Origin of the sequence: Acinetobacter sp. ANC 4862 (genome assembly GCF_004336635.1) — a bacterium.
Taxonomy (GTDB): Bacteria; Pseudomonadota; Gammaproteobacteria; order Pseudomonadales; family Moraxellaceae; genus Acinetobacter.
Map to the genome: position 1 here is coordinate 1 of NZ_SJXH01000045.1, position 20,915 is coordinate 20,915.

Consider the following 20,915-nt stretch of genomic DNA (forward strand, 5'->3'; position numbering starts at 1 on the left):
TTAGAGCAAAATATCGATTTAATTACTTATCCTAGAAAGAATATGCGAGTAAGTCTATTGCCTTTTTCTGATGAATACCACTTGAGACAGCGGAAAAGAATTGAAACTTTAATTGGCTTATTGAAAGAAAAATACCATTTAGTAAGCAGTAAACATCGGGCTATTTCCGGTTTCCTAGCAGGCATATTTTCTTCTCTATGTGCCTATCAACTCTGTCAGAAGAATAAGCCAAAAATTCATGTCGTTAGAAATTTAGCTTATCCGTAACTAGGGTTAAATAACATAAGCTTGCTAGAGCTTCAATTTAAAGCATTAAAAAATATCAAATTCTATCCTGACTGTTACTCAGCTTGAAAAAAAAGTGAATAGCTTTTTGGCTGCTATTCACCTGATCATCAAGCCTGTTTAACTTGGCAGGACATATCCCTTTTCCTTAATTAAACGAACTGCTGCATCACAAACTTCCGCATCATAAATCGTTCCACGTCCGCGTAAAATTTCTGAAAGTGCAACATCTATACCCAAAGCAGCACGATATGGGCGATGCGAAGCCATTGACTCAATCACATCGGCCACCGTCAGAATACGCGCCTCAGGATGAATCTCATCCCCTTTTAATCCTTTAGGATAACCCGTACCATCCATCCGTTCGTGATGCTGACCAATAATTTCAGCAATTGGAATATTGAAAGGAATATCTTTGAGAATGTCATAACCAGCCTGTGCATGGCCTTTCATCATTTCCATTTCCAGATAGGTCAGACGTGAAGGTTTGGTCAGAATCTCGGAAGGAATAGCAATTTTGCCAATATCATGTACCAGTCCAATTTCTTCCATCTGTAGACAGCGTTTTTCATCCCAACCCATTTCTTTAGCAATCGCACTGGCAATCAGTCCGACACGGCGTTCATGCCCCGCAGTATAAGGATCACGTAACTCTACCATGGTGGATACGGCCTGCAAAGTGCCGTACATGATGGTTTCCATATGTTCCAATTGATGGGCAATCTGGTCCTGTGCCTGCTTTTGTTCGGTAATGTCTTGTGCCATCACAATCGAGGCAGGCAAACCATCATCCCAGATGATGCGACGGGTATGCAGGGAAAATTCACGGATCTGGCCATTTTTATGTCGGAATGGAACTGTATACGGCGTGTCCGAGTGTTCTGCAGTCTGTAACGGGTTCTCCTCCTGATGAATCGCAGCAAGAGTGTCTATTGTCGCATCAGTAAACTCCAGGATATTATGTCCCGTAAGCTCTGTAGTAGACCTACCCAGCATATCGACATAACTTGGGTTGACGTATAAATACTGATTGTCGCGCAGTACATACATTCCGACCACGGTTTGTTCCACCATGCCACGGAAACGCTGCTCGCTGTCTCGTAATGCCTGTTCGGTTTTCCGGATGGCTGTAAGATCGGCCCAAGCCAAAATCACATCATTGCCGACAATCGCCAGCGTGCGCTGTGCAATACGGTGACTACCGTCTTTTGCCACCAAAGTAATTTCAGGAAATTGCACCTGTTTGCCATTTTTCGCCAGCTGCAATGCCTCTTCCCAGTTCTGTTGCATAAACTGTCTTTGTTCTGCATTAGGCGCCACTTTTTTTAGCCAGACTTCCCGATTTTGAAAATCTTCCAGGTTATATCCCAGCCATTTTTCATAGGCTAAATTAACCGCAAGAATTCGTTCATCCAGCATGGAAATAATATGCATCGGTACCGGCGACTGCAAAAACACCTGCTGGAAACGTTGTTCCATCTGCTGCGAATAGGTCTCGGCAGTTTTGCGATGTTGCTCCGCTGAAAAACGCTCCAGCGCAGAAGAAATATCCCTTGAGAGATTTTGCAGCAGCTGAATTTGCTCCTCATCAAATTCTACTTGCCCCGTGGTATACAGCCCCACCAGTCCCCAGAAATGCCCCTCAAACAACAATGGGGTCAATGCAGCCTGACTCACCTTTTCCTGTTTTAAGTACTGTCTCCACGCCCGGTATTCTGGAGAAACATTCTCATCAGCATCATTGACCAGGGCATAGGCATAGACATCCACCTCTGGACTGGTATTTTTCACCTGATTCAACGGAGGATTCTGATCCTGCTGCAAGACAGTCTGCAAGGTCGTCAGAATATTTGCGCTAATATTATAATGGAACTGAATTACAAGCGGACTGTCAGCCCCATCATTCGCTTTGAGTGCAATCAAAATTTTGGCAAAACTACCCAGCTTCAGTAGCACCTGCTGCAACTCCGTCAGCAAATCCTGCTGATTCTGGCTATGTGCAATGACCCGGTTGGTTTCACTGAGCAGCTGATATAGATAGGTCAACCGTGCTACACGCCCCTGTGACTGTAGCCGGGTATAAACATCGGTGATCTGACTGGTAATATGGTCAATTAAATTCTGTTCTTCATCTAGAAAAACCGGTACCTCTGGCGCTTGATCATACCAGACGGTTAAGGTCCCAAATTGCTGGGTGTCATTGGCAAAAACGGACTGCAAACAAAGGGTCTGAGCAGGAGGCTCTTCACCTAAAACACCCCAGTCACTGCGAATCTGCAGATGAATCCGTTCCGGAGATGAAAAGCCGGAAGGAATCATTTCCATGGCTTTATGCAACAACTCCGTCATGCCATTATGCGTATGGTTGCAGAGCTGATTAATCTGGTTCAGACAACGTACTTCTTTTACACGTTCCTGCAGATCCTGCAGCAAAAGCTGGCGGTCGGTAATATCGTGTACCACCATGACCCAGACGGTTTTTTTGCCTAGGCGTTCCGCGAAAGGTGCCACATGACACTCGACCGTTTTGTGATCCGGCAAGGTCAGCTGGATTAAAAACTCTTGCGGTGCCTGCTGCAATCGCGAGCAAACGGGACAATCAGCGGCCAGCACACGAGGATCATGCACCAGTTCATGCATAGAGCGTCCGCTCAATTGTGTCGCTGGAATGCCGTGCAATTGCGCTGCTGCCAAATTGACCTGCTGAATGGTTTGGCTGGAACTCACAATATAGGTCGGATCCGGAATGGCGTCATAGGTGCTGGCGGCCTTGGACAGCATGCTAAAAGGCTCTTTAATGGTCGACTCGACCAGCGCCATATAAATAAACCAGTATGAATAGACTTTCAGAATATGCCCCAGCAGATTGGCATCGGCATATACGGACACATATTGGGTAAGGGTAAATTCAGAGGCCATCATGGTCAGCATGGAAAGACTGACACCAAACGCCAGTTGTGCTGATAAATATTCGCGGCGCTGCCAGACCAGTAACAGCGCTAATGCCAGAACCGCAATAATCAGATATTCACTGTAAATTTTAAAAGAGGTCAGGCCCTGCCCATCAATAAAGGCCGTGGGGAAGAAACCCAGCATCACTGCGCTGACAATCCCAACACTGAGCAGACCAAAAAACAGGTTCAACGGGACAGGCTTGATCGCGCGTGTCAGCATGAACGGCGCGGCGAGCATCGCAAAGGCCTGCAATAGCCGGGCGCCAATCCATAATTGGGTCGCCTGATTGGCACTGTCCACCGGAAGAATTTGCATGCCTTTATATAGCAGGGTGTGGAACAAATCAATAAATCCACACCAGCCAATCGCGATGGCAATAAAAACCACAAAATAATTTTTAGTAAAATGCCGTGACACCACGGTCACAATCAGAGCCGTGAGCGCGATAATGATTGAAATCAGTTCCGCCACGGTATGGGTAAACAGGAAACCAAAACTTTGATTGGTCCACCAGATCAGCAAGGCAAAAATCGTCGGAGGAATCACCATCATATAAGGAGAAATAAACGACTTGAGGTCGAATACATCCGGTGAAAATAAGTCACGAGATGATTTAGGCATAAAATTCCTTTATGAGATTCGCAAATGGTCTTATGGAATAAAGTCGTTCAAAGTTTTGTGTTAGCTAAAAAATTACATGATAATTATATCATTAGGCCTATGAGAATAATCCATGTCTAAATAGACCAAACTTGTTTACAGCAGATAAGCTATAAGGTGTATTTAAGTTTCACACTGTGAAGTTTTAATCAGTTGATGCCTATAATTTAGCGCGTACAGTTACGCCCCTCATGCTTGGCTTGATACAGCTTTTGATCCGCCATTCTCAACACTTCCTCGATATCCTCAGAACTATGAGGCCAGTAAGCAATCCCAATTGAAATGGTCACCGTTCCCATATCCTCCATCTCTGTGAGTTCAACCGCTTTTCGTAGCCGTTCCGCGGCCTGAAAAGTAATTTCCGGATCTGAAGTAGCCATTAAAATAATAAATTCCTCACCCCCTGAACGGCAGCAGATATCATTGTCTCGGAAATGATATTGCATCACGTTCGCCAGCCTTTTTAAGACTACATCGCCTTTGTCATGGCCATAGGTATCATTCACCTTTTTAAAGAAGTCGATATCCACCGCTAACACAGCAAACTCGGTATGCATACGCACAAATTCTTCAATAAACAGGTTCATCCCACGGCGATTGTACAAACCTGTCAGCGGATCGCTATTCACTGACTGATTCAGCTCATCAATTTTTTCATTAAAACTCTGACAGCTCAGCATCAGGGAATTTTTGAATTGATCGACTTCAAAATACAAAGGATCAATTTTGTTAATTTTTTCCTGAATATCCGTCCTGTTCAACATACTAGCCATTTTCGCCAAATGATTTAAAGGCAGTGCAATAAAGCCAGATAAACGCCAGACCATAAAGAAAATGAATAAATAGAATAGTGTAATTCCGATGGACACTTTGAAAATGATGCTGTTGGCCTGAGCAAATAGCTCATCAATCGGCTGCTGTGACACCACAATCCAGCTCACGCTGGGAATATGTGAGAAACCGACCAGACTGTCTATTCCTTTACTGTTCATCAGGCGGAAAGCTCCATCCTGTTGATGCAGCATCGTTGTTAATCCGTCACTAGCTTGGACTTTCTGGCCAATTTGCTGAGTATCGGCATGAAAAATGATCCGTTTTTGGTCATCCATGACATAGGTATAATTTTTCTTATAGCCATATTTGGAGGCCAGCATTTCACTGACCAAATTCTTACTCTGCAGATAAATCGTGCCCGCAATAAAACCCAAATATTGTCCTTTGTCATCAAAGATCGGTTCAGAAACAATGACAATCAGTTTTTTGGTCGAAGACCAGTACGGGGAAGAAATATAAGTTTGCTTGCGCCTGAGTGACTCGGCAATGCCATGTGTTTTCTGGATCTGTTTTGAATCAATCTTTAAGGTCGTCGGGAAAAATGAAATGATATGACCTTCCCTGTCAGCCAGAAACACACTGTTGAAATTTCCTGACTGGATTTTTAGTCGCGCCGCTTCACTGCTTCTCAAGCTTTCATTGGAAAAGTTATTGCCTAGTACACGGGTGCTGAATCTTAAATTTTTTAATATTTCCTCAAACTGATAGTTGGTATGTGCAGCAATTCTGGACGAATATTCTGCATTTAATGCCAAGGAATTATCTATCAGGCGTTCTTTAACTGTGTAATTTACAAAGAATAAAGCAAAGACAAACAGACAGGTCACACTCAGAATGGTTAAAAGTAAGATTAACCTGCGCAAATTTAAGTTGAGCGCCAATAAAACCTGTCTCACTAGATCAATCCTAAGTGATGATTTATTATATTTATATCATAAAACTTATTTCATAAATAATTTTTCTTAGCTCTAAGTTACAGATTTTAGTAATTAAATTAAATTTTAAGCCGAGTCATTTACCGCTGCTTCGATAAAATTCGACAAGGATTTTAAAGATGTTCAGGCTGCATCAATAAAGGCGTGCAATAGTGAAGAAGACTATGTTCATATGTTAATTCAATACCCGCCAACCATTCAAATTTCCAAGTTAGTGAATAATTTAAAATCGGTAACAAGCAGAAGAATACGAAATCAATTTTTAGACTTGCGAGGAAGTGATGTAAAACCTGTGCTTTGGTTACGTTCTTATTTTGCTGGTTCATGCGCTGGTGCACCATTCGAAATAATTAAACAGTATATTCAAAATCAACAAGGTTAATTTTTGCGAAATTCACCTCCACCTGAGAAGTACTGCTTCGCAAAATACGGTGGAGCCCTCTTTCGATTTTAGATATTTTTTATTATAATTAGACACTTACAATCAAAAAATGACGGATAAAAAATGCATAGCGAAATACAGGGTTAAAATTCAGCAGGTTAGATTAAAATAAAAAATTTACTAATTTTTCTTGCTGATTTCTAAGAGACTTCGTTCAGCTTCCATTACCAATTGCTGAATTTCGTTTCGTCTTTTTTTCTGACTTTGATCATAAATGTAAAGACCTAAACCTATTGCGCATATTAGTAATATTGATGATGTTACGATAACTTTTTTATCATCCATGATAATCTCAAATTATTAAAATTTATTTATATTTCATTTTTAATAACTTTACTTAAGTATTCAATATTAAAAAACGCCATCTTTTCCATTCCCTTTCTCATTTTCTATTTTTACACCCTTCTAGAACGTCCCCAATAAAGGATAAAAAACACCTGAGTAAGATGTAGAAACTACAGCCAGTTCCTATTGCATATCTTCTCTTCAAATACAGTATTTTTCACTGGATAGATATAACAAAAAATTTAAACAATGAGAATAGATCATTTTTTATTTATTAAAAACAATAGTTTATTAATTATTAAAGTCAGAAATAGCATCTTTTATAGAATATTTAATTTGCAGTTTCACACAAAAAACGAACTAATAATCATAGATAAAAAACAAATACTTTATCTAGGTCTGTCATCAATTAACTGGAGAAAACCTGATTGCTCCTCATCATCCTGCATGACTAAACGCTATGCATTAAGAGAGGATCTGTTAGCTGGACGATCGGGTACTGCTGCGGTACCTGCTAAAAACAACCGATAGGTAGTGTGTTGTACAATTGTCCATATTGAGCAAGTCAGAACGAGGGTTAATATAATTCCATACTGTAGTACCACTAAGATAATGGAATTATTCGGCTCTTTACGGGCTTTAACAACGTGCGGTTTAAATGCTTTGCTGTAAGTTCTTCACTTTTTGGCAGGTGCCATTGCTAAAGAATGAAGATCTAATGTCACAAATTCTGTTCCCCATTATTTTTAAGGGAGGAACTCAAATAAGGCAGATAGGATTGATTGCCGAGATATCTGGACCAGATGCTTACCTTTATGTTTGGTTAAAAAAACAAATACATAGATCTCAAAACAAGGCGTATACTTTATAACAACAACTAGAATCACATAGGAGCAGAAAATGCCTCTCAAATTTGTAATTCGCTTCACTAGTGTTTTGTTTTCAGTATTAATTCTGGCTGCTATCGCCATTCACTTTTTCTTTTCAAGTAAGCTAACCACGGACTTGTGGATCATTTTAGTTCCCATTATTCTGGGTGTTCCAATCTTGACAACAGTTATCTTTACAAAAGATGATGAATTGAGTATCCCATCCGCTGATTAGCGTATCTATATGAATTGATAAAGTAGTGATCTAATCATTGAAAAGCTCATTGTAAGGTGGGCTTTTTTGTGGTCTAAAAATAAGAAGAGCCAAACTCAACAATTCGACTGGTTTTAATCGCTTTATGCTTTATCGCACCGGCTTCTTTGATCGAAGAAACCAGCTCATCAATTGACATCCTCACCCCCCTAAAAGGAGGTGATTCCTCCTGCGAGACGCTGATGCCCCAGCGCAAGTATGTTCTTGGCACTATTTAAGTCCCTTTGGTTGGAACTTAAGCAGCTTTCACACTCCCATACTCTTATTCGCAAATCTGTTCTACCTTTCGGACTGCTTGCGGTGATCTCACCACAACACGAACACATTTGGGTTGTGAATCTCTCGTTAACTTCTTCAAACAATACGCCTGCGTTCTCGCATTTATACTTGAGCATTGTTTTTAATGCGGAAAAACCTGTATCCAATACAGATTTCGCCATTTTGGTTTTTACAAGTTTCTTGGCACTTAGATCACCAACGACAATCAGTGCATTTTCCCTCACAAGCATCCTGCTTGCTTTATGCAAATGGTCTTTACGACAATTCGCAATCTTGGCGTGTAATGCACGTACACGTTTTTTATTTCTTGCTCGTTGAGCAATCCCTAATTTCTGTTCATATTGTCGATAGAACTTAGGATTTGAAATCACAGTACCATCGGAACAAGTGGCAATATCTTGTAAGCCCAGATCAATGCCTATGGCTTTGGTTACTGTTGTTTTCTCAGCTTTGGGACTATCCACAACCAAACAAACGTACCAACGTCCACGACTATCCTCTACAAATGAGCCTGTTTTAACGCTATATTGGCTTAAACCGTAGCTATCCCATAGCTTGAAGTGGTGCTTTCCATATTGGATGTATCCATCAGCATACTTGATGGCGACTTTCTTAAAGGGTATCCATCCTAAAGATCGTCTTGCTGATTTCTTGTTACTGACACGCCATTTTAGCTTCAGTTTCTTGAACTGCTTTCTACGTGTGACCAATTCTTCCGTGATAGCCTGAATCGTTTGGCTATGCAAGCTACATTCTTTTGATGTACCTTTGGTGTACTTGGCAATATCATAGGCACTGAAAAATTCACCTCATATGCTAATTGGTCTAGCATCTTGAAATGTTTGTCCTTGATACGCAATTTAAGTGTTTTCATATGCTTATATTAACATTCTATCGATTCAGAAGTATTGGATGGGGGAATTAAACGACACTTCATGTCGTGTCGCTTACATCCTAGACCTGAACGGCTAGGTTTTACGCTCCATTTGATAAATTGTTATCCAAAAAATTAACCCTTCACGAATTGATGCAGGATCGCTGTCTATGTGTCAATCAGGTTATTTTTAACTTTTAACTAAAATCACCAAGAAGAATATTTAATCATCCTCTATAACCGAGTAATAAGTCACTCGAAGACTGCCGGTTTTTCTTTTATTGCCCCGAGCACATCGTATTTTAGCTATTCCACCGCCACTCTTAATGACATCATCTTGATCAGGCTGTATTCTGATGTAAAAAATGCATTGAGAGAACTGTGCTCGAAATTATTGCTCAGCTGTGTGGCGGTATTGGTTTATTTTTAATTGGCATGATTTTAATGACCGACGGTCTTAAAGAAATGGCCGGGGAAACTTTACGAGTATGGCTGACCAAATTTACCGGGACACCATTTAAATCAGTGTGTTCTGGGATTGGTCTGACCTTGATTGTTCAATCCTCTACAGCCACCACGCTTGCGACTATTGGTTTTGTCGGGGCGGGGATATTGAGTTTTACTCAAGCGATTGGGGTGATTATTGGCGCTAATATCGGAACAACCAGTACCGGTTGGATGGTGGCTTTGCTCGGGGTTAAGTTTTCTATAGCTACTTTTGCTTTACCTCTAATTGCTTTAGGTTCGCTGTTAAAATTATTAACTCAGGGCCGTTTAGCATTATTGGGTTTTGTACTGGCAGGTTTTGGTCTGATTTTCTTTGGGATTGATCAACTACAGATTGCGATGTCAGGATTTGCTGAACAAGTCGATTTGTCAATTTTTAGCTATCACTCATTTGGGCAAAAGCTATTTCTCGTTTGGATTGGCCTGATTGTGACGGTCTTGCTGCAGTCTTCCAGTGCCGCCATTACTGCGACTTTAGCTGCTTTAGCCAGTACTGCGATTGATCTACAGCAAGCCTTGTTACTGGTGATTGGACAAAATATCGGGACAGTTGCCACCGCAGTACTGGCTGTTATTGGTGGCTCGGTTAATGCCAAACGGACTGCAGCGGTGCATGTGGTTTTTAATGTGGTCAGCGCTATATTTGCTTTCTTTTTATTGCTACCTTTATTTAACTGGGCCTATCGTCATATTCAATCTATTGCTGCATGGGATGAGGTCGTCATTGTGGCGGCATTCCATACTGCATTTAGCGTACTAGGCGCGTGTATTTTTATACCTTTGATCAATCAATTTAATCACCTCATTTGTAAGTTTTTGCCTCAGAAAAAGTCCGGTGTACTCGAAATTCTGGATGAATCCAATCTGGATATTCCAAGTGTGGCAATTATCGCTGCAGAAAAAGTGGTTTATCAAACCCTGATTCAGATGTTTGAGATATTGCGTCGTGCTTTTCAGGATGGGGTAAATGTTAGCCCAAAAGAATTACAACAATTAGATGAAGTGATTGAGCATCTAGAGGCCTATTTAGAGAAAATTGTGGTTCCAGAATCTCAACAAGATAAACAGCGACTGACCTCTTTATTACGCATTATGGTTTATATTCATGTTCTGCGAAGTGATTTGGAAGGTGTTCCCTATGCATTGGCTATTCGAACCCAACCGCAGATTTATCAAGTAGCTTTAGATTTTTTAAATATTCTCGATCATTATGCAACCAGTTTGGTTTTTTTAGAAGATTCTGAAATGATTGAAAATTTTAAACAGGAAGTGGCCAATCTTAAACAGTGGACTGATGAGCACCGCGCAACCTTACGTGAAGAGGTAATGCAATATGCCACATTAAACCGGCTCAGTGCAGCAAGAAGTTTAAAGCTTCTTGCTGCAAAACGCTGGCTGGACCGATTGATCGCCCATACCAAAAGATTATCAAAAGTGTTGGCTGAACGTTAAAATCTTATATCAATCCTTCAACAGTCTTCTGGCATCTTTCAAGACAGTTCTTAAACCTTGTTTCAGAGTGGGATCAAACGGTTTCTTCAAAATATTATCCACGCTCAAATCAAATATTAGATAAATAAGCTGCAATATCATCCACTGTGGCTCTCGCTGTTCTAGAAACGCCAATTAATGTTGCAGAGGCTAGTCCAGTCCAGTCTCCATATCCCACTAACCACAAGTTCGCGATCTTGACCGACCTTCCGTCTTTAACCTCTACCGAGTTATCTTGCTCTATCACCCCCAGACTCCTCAAGTGATCCAAAGAAGCTTTAAAACCCGTGCACCAGATGACCGCATCAACGTGTTCTTCAGAGCCATCAGGCCAAATGACAGAATTTGTGGTAAATGATTTAAAAGGCGGACGACTATGCAAAACCCCTCTTTCCCTCGCCTCTTTGACACTATCAATCATCACAATATCACCAAGCCCCCCAACAGGCTGATCAATGACTTTACCCTCTTGCTGTGCTTTTAAGCGTTCCGTCGCTCTTAAAAACAGTACACGGCCATCCACATCATCAGATAAAAATTGGGGTGGGGTTTTCGTTACCCAAATGGTTTTAGCAACTTGTGAAACCTCAGCGAGTATTTGCGCTCCCGAATTCCCCCCACCCACAACAATCACTTTCTTATCTTTAAATGGATCTGAATTCATATAATGAGCTGAATGTAACTGCGTAGATTGAAAGTTTTCCTGTCCCGGATAATCAGGAATAAACGGCTGGCTCCATGTCCCTGTTGCACTCACCACTGCCTTGGCTCGCCAAAACTTTTCTCCAGCATATACGTCTAAATACTTTCCATTCGATTCCACACGATCGACATGTACTGGACGAACAATCGGAAATTGATATCTCTGTTCATAAGCTGATAAATACTGGATCACCTCATTTCGTGTTGGATAGGTCTGTTCCGTGATGGGCATCATCCAACCGGATAGAGAACTCCAGGTATTGGGAGAAAAAAGACGCAATGACTCCCAGGTATGCAGCCAAGCACCCCCTGCTTGATTTTGCTCATCCAATATAATGAATGGGATTTTCTTGCGCTTTAAAAAATAAGCTGTAGATAATGCTGCTTGCCCACCACCGATAATGATCACATCAGTTTCAGTCTGTTTATGATTCAAAGCCTTTCCCCTTTTACTTATTTATCTCTGACATCTTTAATGTAAAAACCCAATCTCCGTGACTGGGTTTTTACAATATTCACTATGCCGTTAAGACAATTTTACCAACAGCGAATAAATTGAGTACTGACCTAGCTGTGACATGACCAATCTTGAATATCACCTAGCATTTATAAACTGCGCTGATTTACACGCTTAGATAACTCTTCAGCCGACTCCTTGCGTTCCGAATAACGATCTGTCAGGTATTTGCTTTGACCACGCGTCAATAGGGTGAACTTAAATAACTCTTCCATCACATCCACAATCCGGTCATAGAAAGCCGAAGGCTTCATTCGTCCATCTTCTTCGAATTCCAAGAAAGCTTTCGGAATTGAAGATTGATTTGGAATGGTGATCATCCGCATCCAACGACCCAAAATACGCATCTGGTTCAGGCTGTTAAATGACTGTGATCCGCCACTGACTTGCATCAAAGCAAGGGTTTTACCTTGGGTGGCACGGATTGCACCACCTGCCAGAGGAATCCAGTCTATTTGTGATTTAAAAATGGAACTCATAGAACCATGGCGTTCAGGTGAACACCAGACCATGCCTTCTGACCATGCTAAAAGTTCATGCAACTCTTTTACTTTTGGATGCTCAGTATCCGCATCTTCAGGTAAAGGAAGCCCTTTAGGATGAAAGATTTTTACTTCCGCCCCAAAATACTCCAGGATGCGACCTGCTTCAAGAACGGCAAGGCGACTGTAAGAGCGTTCTCGATTAGAACCGTACAGCAGCAAGATACGAGGTGGATGCGCAAGCTCTTTTGCTTGAACTTTTTCAAAGGTCGGTTGCTCAACAAGCTCTAGATCTAGGTTTGGGAGATTCATAACGTTAAGTCTCTTTAAAAACTTTTTTTCTCAGCCAGAGCGAAACACTCACTAAGGCAATCAACACGGGCACTTCGACCAATGGGCCAATAATCGTGGTAAAAGCAACCGGTGAAGCTATACCAAAAGTAGCAATCGCGACTGCAAGTGATAATTCGAAATTATTTCCTGCTGCAGTAAATGCGATTGCTGTGGTCTTAGGATAATCATTGCCCATCCATTTACTCATGAAAAAGCTAATGAAGAACATTAAAACAAAGTAAATGGTTAAAGGAATCGCGATACGTAAAACTTCAAGCGGAAGACTCACGACATCGCCACCTTTTAAGCTAAACATGGCCAAAATGGTGAACAGCAAAGCCATCAAACTAAGCGGACTAATTTTCGGAATAAACTTGGTTTGATACCACTCTACCCCTTTCTGTTTCACCAAAATGAAGCGAGTTAAGAAACCTAACAAGAACGGAATACCCAGATAAACCAGAACAGCATGGGTGATGGTCCAGAAATCGACATGAATTACCTGTGAAGCGACACCAAAATAGGGGGGCAGGAAGGTCAGGAATAACCAGGCATAGGTACTAAAGAATAAAATCTGGAAAATGCTGTTAAAGGCAACTAAAGCAGCAACATATTGATTATCACCACAGGCCAAGCCATTCCACACCAGAACCATGGCAATACATCGTGCTAAACCGATCAAGATGACGCCGGTCATATATTCGGGATAACTATGTAAAAATATAATCGCCAGAGCAAACATGAGTACTGGCGCGATCAGCCAGTTTTGGACCAAGGATAAAGTAAGGGTTTTCTTATCCTTGAATACTTGTGGCAAAGTCGCATAGTTCACTTTTGCCAGAGGTGGATACATCATCAGAATAAGACCAACCGCAATTGGAATATTCACCGAATTAATACTCAATTGATCGAGTGCGACAGACGCTTGAGGAAAAAAGTTTCCGATGGCAATGCCTAAGGCCATGGCAATAAAAATCCATAGCGTTAGGTTACGATCTAAAAATGAAAGTCTTGAACTAGACATGCGCTTACTCGATATTAGAAATTTTATTGATTTCAGCAATTAATTCAGGACGAGAAAGTTTATTTACATCCAGGGCAAATAAAGCGTCTAAGCGTTTATTGATATGCTCAACCGTCACCAAGAAAGCTTTTAGCTTTTCTGGTTCTGAAAGTTCTAAATGTGAGGGATCAGCCAAGCCCCAATGTGCTTTTATTGCTCCGCCCAAATAAAGTGGACAGGCTTCTTGAGCGGCAGCATCACATACGGTGATCACAACATCTGGTTGATATTGTTCGCAGTCATCAATTGTTTTACTGGATAAGCCTTGTGTAGACAGGCCTAAGTTTTCCAAAGTTTTAATCGTTAACGGATGGACTTTACCTGTAGGTTTGCTTCCCGCACTGTAGGCTTTCCACCCTTCTGGCGCACGGCTATTAAAAAGTACTTCTGACAAAATGCTGCGGCAACTATTTCCCGTACAAAGAAATAAAAACTTCATTTTTGTTTACTCACAATGCATCTGAATAATTGAATCAGATATAGGTAAATTATTTAAACTTTCATTCAGTTGGAGTGAGGCAAGTATTGCAAAACACCACTCAGGTAATTTTTGGTTAATGCTGTAATACACCCACTGCCCTTGACGACGATCGGTCAGCAGCCCAGCTGAACGTAAAAGTGCTAAATGACGGGAAATTTTAGGTTGGCTAAGTTGCAATTTTTCAGTGAAGTCACACACACAAAGCTCTTGATGCTTCGCCACCAAGACAACAATGTTCAGACGCGTCTCATCCGCTAAACATTTAAAGAAATTGACTTGTTCCATCGCTGCACCTATCTATTTATCTGAATATGTAAATATCCACATATATTAACCAAATTTTTTATTGCAATCTTTGTCCATTTTCATCTATGACTTTTTCACCATCCTCTTTGCTAAAAGCCCCTTTTTGTGAAGAAGGTAAAATATCCAGTACAAGTTCTGAAGGTCGACACAAACGTGTACCCAAATTCGTTACAACAAACGGTCGATTAATCAAAATTGGGTATTGCAGCATGAATTCTAATAGTTGCTCATCTGACCACTTATCTTGATCCAATCCTAACTCTGAATAGGGTGCTACATTGGTTCGTATAGCTTGTCTAACCGTTAGATTTGCATCTTGAATCATGCGATGTAGCTCATCTTGCGATGGCGGCGTTTGTAAATAGTAAATAATTGCAGGTTCAATTCCTGCATTTTGAATTAAAGCTAAGGTATTTCTAGATGTACCACACTCAGGATTGTGATAAATCTTTACGGTCGAGGTCATTTTGGCCAAATCTACTATTAAAAGACTTAAATATACTTATATATGTTTTACCGTATATATGCAAATACATATATTGGGTTTTTTCTTTGGTGAACTTAAGCTATCAAGAATTCTTGACATCCACCCCCTTTAAAAAGGGTAATTCCTACTGCTAGACGCTTATGCCCAAGCGCAAGTATGTTCTTCACACTGTTCAAGTCACGATCATTGAAACTTGAATAGTTTTTCACATTCTCATACTCTTATTCCAAGACTTAAGAAGCACTGCTTTGTAAGATTTTTCGGACTACTACTGGGTGATCTACCTCCAGCTCGAACCTTGCGAAACGATGTTTCTCAGTTTGTGAAACTCTCATTCACTTCTTCAAACATGAGCAGCACTGCTGCATCCTCACATTTATACTTGAGCATCGTTTTTAGTGCTGAAAATCCTGTATCCAAAACAGACTTTGCCATATTGGTTTTTAAAAGTTTCTTGGCACTTAAATCACCCACAACAATCAGTGCATTTTCTTTAACAAGCATGCTGCTTGCTTTATGCAAATAATCTTTGTGGATGTTTGCAATCTTGACGTGTATACACGTACACACTTCTTATTTCCTCCTCTCTGAGCAATACCTAATTTTTACTACTCGATTGTTTTTCACTTATCCTCTGAAGAGTAGTCAAAAAGTAAGGGTGCAGAATCATCCAAAGATGCATATATGATCTAAAATCCTGAAAATGAATAGTCTTTTGCTTGTAGTTAGATTTAAAAGTTAGTTCAAAATATTGATACTTTTTCAAATCATTGAGATTGTGATCTATTTTTATTTTTTCAAATTCCCTCTTCTCTGGATTATAACCTCTTAAATACCATACTTGCTTGCCAAATAAATAGATCCCCATATTTCGAAAATTTCCGAGAAAAAGTCGATCTTGTTCTGTATTGTAGAACTTTATAAATGCCTCAGAACGGCGAGTCCTAAAAACAATAATCTCTAACATCTGCTTAAAATCATCCAGCTCCACCCAAGTTACCACTTTCCTTTGTAGTGACCTATTCAACTGTAAGAAATAACTACGTCTATCTTCTTCACCACTTATTTGGGGTAAAATTGTTCTGTTTCTTTTGTCATCAATTAGCCTGGACATATCTCTGTTGGTAACTGCTACCGTCGCTATACGCTCTGCCCTTTGCCAATACATCTGCAGATCTGGATTTAGACTAGTTTCAATACCTTGCTGCAATGATTTTTCATAAGCGGATAATTGACCAAAAACTTCGAGTGGGTAATGCCAATAGAAGGTTTCTGAAGACTTCTTTCTTTCCACTTGTTGCTGCGAATAAGAAAAAGTTGATGTACTGGCTGTAAATTTCAGAAAATTACATTTTTTATTCAATAGGTTGGAAGATAAAATAATAGGCTGTTCATCATGACTTTGTTTATCATGAATTAAATATTCATATACCTTTTTAGGCATAGTAAACGTTTGCTGCTGTAGGCTGGACATGATAATCAGATCTGCTACATGTAAATAAGTTTCTGCAGTCGTGGCTAAAGACTCATGCCCAAACAAATCTGATAGAACTAACCACTTCTTTTGGGAAATAGAATCCACATTGGCATGTATCCCCAAAAGTTTTTCACGAATTCGAGTCGAATGGAGCTCTGTATAATCTGTATATCCTTCGATTAAAGCATGATCTGCATGCATGACCAAAAACAGTTGGTTGATGGCCGTGTGACGGAAACTATGTAACCTATAGGGTGCCTGACCTAAACGATTCCATTGCCAGGTTTTAAATAATTGATTGAGAAAATTTCTGGTAATTTTTTTCCCATTAAAAATAAATAATGCATGCTTATCTTCACCATTTGAAAATCTTTGACTGATAAATTGCGAGAGTAATTCATTTTCTTGTGCAGTCAGTAATAAACTTACGGGGATACGACGTTTTGCTTTTTTTGACTTCAAACCACGTAAACGATTACGGCAAATTCGAAAAATAATTGGGGATTTAGGTGTCGCTTGAATCACATCTTTGATTTGTAGACCCAACAACTCATTTACCCGCAAACCCGTCCGATACAATATCGTAAACAATAAAATAAATGGTGATACATCAAAATCAAAACCTTCAAATGCCCCAATTTTCTTTTCTAAGTCCAATTTGAGTTGCTGCATAATTGCTGGTGAAATCATTCGTGCTTCGACAATATATTTCATTGCTATTTTTTCAAATTGGTTTTTATTAAGTGGAGGAACGTTACGAAATCCCAATTCATGTTCAAGAACTTCAGATTGATTTTTCTCAGAATCATATTGATTAAAAGCTTTATCTTTACTTTGAAATTCATGAAATTCTATTAATAATTTACGTAACTGACTGACCACCTTGTTATTCTTTAAATTTTCGCCAGTCGATATGAGCTCCTTATTTGATTCTTCATTATCTCTGTCTTTTGCTAAATCAATTATCCTTTGATAAAAATCGAGATAATCTTCCGCATTAAAAGAACGTAGTTCTATTTTTTCATGGGCACAGACAAACATCCAACGTGACAGTAAAACCGATCGTTCATTGCTAAAATGTTCAACTGTCGTCCTCCTCTCAATTGCCTTGTTTATCTTAAAGATAAAAAATTTCACTAAACGGTAATAGGCGTGCCATACACCTTGATCTATAGCTGAAATTTTTTTATTGTTTTGTCGCTTTTCTAACTCATCTGCATAATTTTGATATTGCTGTAATAATTCTGGAAATTTGCTTTTACCACGAATTTCTAAACATTTTTTTTGATCTTGGTTTTCATAATAGAAATAATGTTCAAAATCATCTGTATTCGTTATATCTTCGTCTTTATTCGTTATACCTTCATCTTCTGTTGTATCTTTGCTTTTTGGCTGAATTTCACTATCTAGTATTTGAATGGGTTGATTCGAGAAGTTATTAAACTTACTCTGTCTTAACAATTGCCATTGTTCTGGTGGCAAACTACAGCTTTGTTGTTCAAAACAAGCGATTTGCTTAAAAAATTGATCCAAATGATTATTTGGCAATAACTCTAAACTCGTGATGATAGCAAATTTATCTTTGAGCAAACTTTTCAAATCCGAATAATCGGATAAATAGACACTTACATTCCTATCCAGTAGGTTCACATCAAATTTTAAATAATCCCTACTTTCAATATCCTCACTATCTTGCTGTATAAAACGTTTTTCAAAACAATGCATTAAGTAAATGAGCAAACTTTTACTTACCTCGTCCATTCGCCACAATCTCGGCATACAAACCTTATTACCTAATTGGATGCCATAATTTGACTGCTCAACTTTTAATAAAATACATGGGGATTGTGTATCTGGTTGCTGCTGATAATAAAGTGGGTAATGAACCGCAGCACTGTTTTGGATTTCCTCCTGTAATTTAAAAAACAAACGGTAGCCTATCCATATGTCCCAAAAATGGTTATCTAGGTCATTCCAACGCTTTTCGAGTATAGGTAATTGAAGAGAGGCTTGTTCTTTAAATAAAAGAGTGTCTATTCTATTTAAGAAGCTTTTCACCTTCCAAGGCTTCTTTATAGTTTGTAGAAATACCCCCAATTGTTTTTGCTCTAAAGATGTGAGCTGCCACATAGTGGTAATATAACTCTGCATTTTTTCTTGTTGTTGTTGAAACAAAGGGGATAATGATATTCCCAACTGATTGAAATGTTGTTTCAGCTTGTCTAATTGTCGATAACACATCGAGTTTATATAATGTTTATGAAGCATCTGCCTTTGTTGCATAATTGAAATTGAAGGGTTCTCTTCTTGTTCCATGGCGTGTTGTAGCTCTTCAAGTTCAAATAAGCACTCCTTAAATTGCGATTGTATTTGCTCTTTGCTATCTAGCTTTAATTTGCATTTAGGTGCCGATTTAAGAACTATACTCTCCATCAAATGTAAGCTAAGCCATCGAGCAAATGCTTGTAAAGCGGCAAAATCAGTCAAACCTCCATATATCACACTACTCAACAATAGAGTTTGAAAAATTTTCTTTTCATCTGCATCTTTTATATGGATTAACAATTCATTTAAAAAATTATCTCTTAGTTGTTGGATCTGTTTAATTTTCATGAATAAATTCGGATCATTATTTAACTGATCGCGTTTTAACCGATACACTTGTGTCGGTATCTCAATATCTGCAGCAATTTTCTGATCCAGTTTTAACTGTTCAATCTTCTGCTTTAAATAGGTTAAAGCGTCAGCATATTCATCAATGCCCAAACGTTTTTTTAACTGGACTTTGGCTTGTTCATATTCCTGAGCAAATTGGCTTGATAAAATTTTTTTAGACACTAAATCTTTAAGCAGTTCTGCAAATTCAAGTGGTAATTCAACAACAGCTTTTTCTATACTCATGCAACCTGCTCCAAACCCAACTCTAGTACTAATTGATTCAATGCTTTTTTTATTACAGTCACATCAACCAGTGCCGCTGACGAAGTTTTGGGATTTAGAAACTCATCATTAAAGTCTTCATGACCCATGATCTGATTAACAGTAGTTTTGGACAAGTATTGACCCGCCTCATTTTGATAATTAATTAAATATGAATAGCAAAAATGACGATGCCAATTATCTACCCATTTTTTTCCACTTTCCTGATCTTTAATCTGAACATCAGCTCGACTCATCTGCCGGCATTGAGATGCCTGCATTCCCGCGATAAGAGAAAAATTGAACTGTTGTAAAGCTAAATATCCTTGAGACTCAGGAGCTTCCCGCTTCATCTGATCGGTCATGATTAAATGTGTTATCCCATAATCACTTGTCTGTATCTTCTGCCAAATCTCGTAGAGCTTCGGATTAAACACCATATATTTTTTAAAAAAATTCTCTAAATAGAACAAATAGTTTGTTAAAGCCCGCTTTAAAAATGGATGTATATACAGAATTCTGGAGTTATCTTGATTTACACGTTGTTGTTTATCGGACACGATTAACAGATTATGATCTAAACTCATCTTACTAAGTTGAGTGGGTACTCCAATTACCGGTCGTCCTGCAAGAAATATCAAACTGGTATGCCAAATCCATTCAGCGTAAGCATTGAATTGTTGAATGATATTCACAGGCTGATTTATCTTTTTAAAAAGATCAGCCAACAATATACTTACCGTTTTTCTGTCAGGGATAAATGAACTACCTACTATCGGATCTGATACATCTTGGGATTCATCGCTAAGTTGCAACTTCTGCTGCGGAAGATCGAGTAATTCATTTTCCAGATCCTGATTATCTCTTCCACTACTTAAATATTGCACATAATGCAGATAATCATTTTCGGCTGTTCGTTTAGATACTTGCCCATAATAACTACCCGTTGCTTGGTTCGATGGTGTTCGTGCTAAAAAATTGGCAGTGTATTGATTACTCCATTCTTGCTCTAACATACATTTAAGATGACGTTGGATACGCATAAGAGAAATTGGACCAATTCTAAGCCCTTGCTCTTTTGCAACTTGTCTAATCTTAAGTTCAATATTTGTTCTATTTTGAGAAGTATTTTTTAAAGCGGAATCTCTTAAAGCTTGAACTAATGGGCTAGGAATACGAACTTGTAGCTCTCTTAAGTTATTATTCTGAAACATTCTTTTGGATTCAGTAATCTGTAACTCAATTTTCCAACGGACAACTAGATAACCCGAATTACGGATAAGAAAACCGCTTGAAAAAAAGATGGCTAGAGCCATTTAGAAAGTTACTACACAAACCAAAGACTCTAACCACCATGTCTGATTTTACAGAAATCTTCTGTGCCATTGATGATTTTTTTAAGAAATTTGAACCGATCTATTGGCAATTTCTCAAGCAGGAAAATAAGCGTAAACGAAT

General features: G+C 39.2%; 13 protein-coding genes and 4 pseudogenes. 5 read left to right on the top strand and 12 right to left on the bottom strand.

Annotation, left to right across the window (positions count from 1 at the left end; translation table 11 throughout):
- On the top strand, positions 1-267 hold a 267-nt coding region (locus E0409_RS14785), incomplete at its 5' end, for a transposase (protein WP_286364056.1).
- A 138-nt stretch (positions 268-405) separates the two neighbouring features.
- On the opposite strand, the gene E0409_RS14790 is transcribed toward E0409_RS14785, so the two are convergent.
- Positions 406-3,861, bottom strand: coding sequence for an MASE3 domain-containing protein (locus E0409_RS14790; protein ID WP_131292087.1), 3,456 nt, complete (start codon positions 3,859-3,861; stop codon positions 406-408).
- Positions 3,862-4,067: 206 nt separating this feature from the next.
- On the bottom strand, positions 4,068-5,630 hold the full coding sequence (locus E0409_RS14795) for a sensor domain-containing diguanylate cyclase (RefSeq protein WP_131292089.1): 1,563 nt from the start codon (positions 5,628-5,630) through the stop codon (positions 4,068-4,070).
- A gap of 196 nt (positions 5,631-5,826) precedes the next feature.
- Here E0409_RS14795 and tnpA point away from each other — a divergent pair.
- Both tnpA and E0409_RS14805 read left to right on the top strand, forming a co-directional pair.
- Positions 5,827-6,051: pseudogene (gene tnpA / locus E0409_RS14800) on the top strand (IS200/IS605 family transposase); the annotation flags it as partial.
- 1,245 nt (positions 6,052-7,296) lie between these two features.
- Positions 7,297-7,500, top strand: coding sequence for a hypothetical protein (locus E0409_RS14805; RefSeq protein ID WP_131292091.1), 204 nt, complete (start codon positions 7,297-7,299; stop codon positions 7,498-7,500).
- A 188-nt stretch (positions 7,501-7,688) separates the two neighbouring features.
- On the opposite strand, the pseudogene E0409_RS14810 reads toward E0409_RS14805, so the two are convergent.
- Positions 7,689-8,692, bottom strand: a pseudogene (locus E0409_RS14810) (RNA-guided endonuclease InsQ/TnpB family protein).
- A gap of 381 nt (positions 8,693-9,073) precedes the next feature.
- On the opposite strand from E0409_RS14810, the gene E0409_RS14820 reads away from it, so the two are divergent.
- The gene (locus E0409_RS14820) at positions 9,074-10,651 is read left to right on the top strand and encodes a Na/Pi cotransporter family protein (protein ID WP_131292094.1); all 1,578 of its coding nucleotides are present in this window, start codon (positions 9,074-9,076) and stop codon (positions 10,649-10,651) included.
- A gap of 109 nt (positions 10,652-10,760) precedes the next feature.
- Here E0409_RS14820 and E0409_RS14825 read toward each other — a convergent pair whose 3' ends face one another.
- The 9 genes and pseudogenes from E0409_RS14825 to E0409_RS14865 all read right to left on the bottom strand — a co-directional run bounded on the left by E0409_RS14825 (position 10,761) and on the right by E0409_RS14865 (position 20,773).
- Positions 10,761-11,828 (bottom strand): ArsO family NAD(P)H-dependent flavin-containing monooxygenase, encoded by a 1,068-nt coding sequence (locus E0409_RS14825; RefSeq protein ID WP_131292096.1) that lies wholly within the window; start codon positions 11,826-11,828, stop codon positions 10,761-10,763.
- Between the two features lie 170 nt (positions 11,829-11,998).
- Positions 11,999-12,703, bottom strand: a complete 705-nt coding sequence (arsH, locus tag E0409_RS14830) for an arsenical resistance protein ArsH (RefSeq protein ID WP_131292098.1) — start codon at positions 12,701-12,703, stop codon at positions 11,999-12,001.
- A 4-nt stretch (positions 12,704-12,707) separates the two neighbouring features.
- On the bottom strand, positions 12,708-13,748 hold the full coding sequence (gene arsB / locus E0409_RS14835) for an ACR3 family arsenite efflux transporter (RefSeq protein WP_131292099.1): 1,041 nt from the start codon (positions 13,746-13,748) through the stop codon (positions 12,708-12,710).
- Positions 13,749-13,752: 4 nt separating this feature from the next.
- Positions 13,753-14,226, bottom strand: a complete 474-nt coding sequence (locus E0409_RS14840) for an arsenate reductase ArsC (protein WP_131292101.1) — start codon at positions 14,224-14,226, stop codon at positions 13,753-13,755.
- Between the two features lie 6 nt (positions 14,227-14,232).
- Positions 14,233-14,553 (bottom strand): metalloregulator ArsR/SmtB family transcription factor, encoded by a 321-nt coding sequence (locus E0409_RS14845; RefSeq protein WP_131292104.1) that lies wholly within the window; start codon positions 14,551-14,553, stop codon positions 14,233-14,235.
- Between the two features lie 58 nt (positions 14,554-14,611).
- Positions 14,612-15,040, bottom strand: a complete 429-nt coding sequence (gene arsC / locus E0409_RS14850) for an arsenate reductase (glutaredoxin) (protein WP_131292106.1) — start codon at positions 15,038-15,040, stop codon at positions 14,612-14,614.
- Positions 15,041-15,135: 95 nt separating this feature from the next.
- Positions 15,136-15,666, bottom strand: a pseudogene (locus tag E0409_RS14855) (IS200/IS605 family accessory protein TnpB-related protein); the annotation flags it as partial.
- Positions 15,660-19,439 (bottom strand): tyrosine-type recombinase/integrase, encoded by a 3,780-nt coding sequence (locus tag E0409_RS17005; RefSeq protein WP_131292108.1) that lies wholly within the window; start codon positions 19,437-19,439, stop codon positions 15,660-15,662. The gene E0409_RS17005 and the pseudogene E0409_RS14855, both read right to left, overlap by 7 nt.
- Positions 19,436-20,773, bottom strand: coding sequence for a hypothetical protein (locus tag E0409_RS14865; protein ID WP_131292110.1), 1,338 nt, complete (start codon positions 20,771-20,773; stop codon positions 19,436-19,438). Before E0409_RS14865 ends, E0409_RS17005 begins: the two co-directional genes overlap by 4 nt.
- Before the next feature lie 38 nt (positions 20,774-20,811).
- On the opposite strand from E0409_RS14865, the pseudogene E0409_RS14870 reads away from it, so the two are divergent.
- Positions 20,812-20,915: pseudogene (locus tag E0409_RS14870) on the top strand (IS982 family transposase); the annotation flags it as partial.

Coding starts and splice junctions, on each gene's coding strand:
- E0409_RS14790 (WP_131292087.1), bottom strand. CDS start 3,861: ATGCCTAAATCATCTCGTGACTTATTTTCACCGGATGTATTCGACCTC.
- E0409_RS14805 (WP_131292091.1), top strand. CDS start 7,297: ATGCCTCTCAAATTTGTAATTCGCTTCACTAGTGTTTTGTTTTCAGTA.
- arsH (WP_131292098.1), bottom strand. CDS start 12,703: ATGAATCTCCCAAACCTAGATCTAGAGCTTGTTGAGCAACCGACCTTT.
- arsB (WP_131292099.1), bottom strand. CDS start 13,748: ATGTCTAGTTCAAGACTTTCATTTTTAGATCGTAACCTAACGCTATGG.
- E0409_RS14840 (WP_131292101.1), bottom strand. CDS start 14,226: ATGAAGTTTTTATTTCTTTGTACGGGAAATAGTTGCCGCAGCATTTTG.
- E0409_RS14845 (WP_131292104.1), bottom strand. CDS start 14,553: ATGGAACAAGTCAATTTCTTTAAATGTTTAGCGGATGAGACGCGTCTG.
- arsC (WP_131292106.1), bottom strand. CDS start 15,040: ATGACCTCGACCGTAAAGATTTATCACAATCCTGAGTGTGGTACATCT.
- E0409_RS17005 (WP_131292108.1), bottom strand. CDS start 19,439: ATGAGTATAGAAAAAGCTGTTGTTGAATTACCACTTGAATTTGCAGAA.
- E0409_RS14865 (WP_131292110.1), bottom strand. CDS start 20,773: ATGGCTCTAGCCATCTTTTTTTCAAGCGGTTTTCTTATCCGTAATTCG.